At 59.5% G+C, this 743-nt stretch carries 1 protein-coding gene and 1 pseudogene; one reads left to right on the top strand and one right to left on the bottom strand.

Translation table 11 applies throughout. The features are described from left to right. Positions 1-193, top strand: a 193-nt coding sequence (locus tag AC1D29_RS29540; RefSeq protein WP_477904340.1) for an IS3 family transposase, incomplete at its 5' end; no start/stop codon positions are given. 362 nt (positions 194-555) lie between these two features. On the opposite strand, the pseudogene AC1D29_RS29535 reads toward AC1D29_RS29540, so the two are convergent. Then, positions 556-726 (bottom strand): annotated as a pseudogene (locus AC1D29_RS29535) (ATP-binding protein); the annotation flags it as partial. Between the last annotated feature and the right edge of the window lie 17 nt (positions 727-743).

The raw sequence follows: 743 nt of genomic DNA, 5'->3' as shown, positions 1-743 counted from the left end.
CGGCCTCTACAAGGCCGAGGTGATCCATCGGCGCGGGCCGTGGAAGACCAAGCAGGCGGTGGAGCTGGCCACGCTGGAATGGGTGGCCTGGTTCAACCACCACCGATTGATGGAGCCGCTGGGCTACATCCCGCCGGCCGAGTTCGAGGCCAACTACCATCGACAACGCGCTGGTCAGGCCGCGACCGTCTGACTTAAACCAATAGGCCTCCGCGATTGCCGGGGCGGTTCAGGCGCGTGGTGCCATCTGCACTGGAGTCGGTGTTTTCAGTCCCGACCGGCAGCAGCAGTGCAACGCAGCCAATGAAAGTTATTGCAACAGCGCCAAAACCGAGTGCTATACCGGACTTGTTGACTGCTGGATCAGAGAGGAGTGCTTCTAGGGCTATCAACGCTCGCTAAAGCGCCGCACCACTGGTGCGGCGCTTCTCGTGGAGGTTATTGGTGAAAAAGACGTCGTATTACGCTTTAGCGGTTGCAGGTGTTGATTCCCACGCCATCCTGACCCACCGTTTCCGTCCAATCCTGACCCACCCTTGTTCGAGCCTCTTGGGCTCAGGTTGTGGGTAACTTCCTCGGTTTGGACTCCTTCTTAGTGGTGGGTTGAGCTGAGCTGTTCTTGAACCGGTAGCTGTCGTTGCCGGTTTCAAGGATATGGCAGTGGTGCGTGAGCCGGTCCAGCAGCGCCGTGGTCATCTTGGCGTCGCCGAAGACGCTGGCCCATTCACGCTGGCCCATTCACT

Source organism: Roseateles sp. P1_C6, from assembly GCF_056406315.1.
Note: the sequence above shows the minus strand (reverse complement) of the source record. Positions and strands in the feature narration are given on the sequence as shown.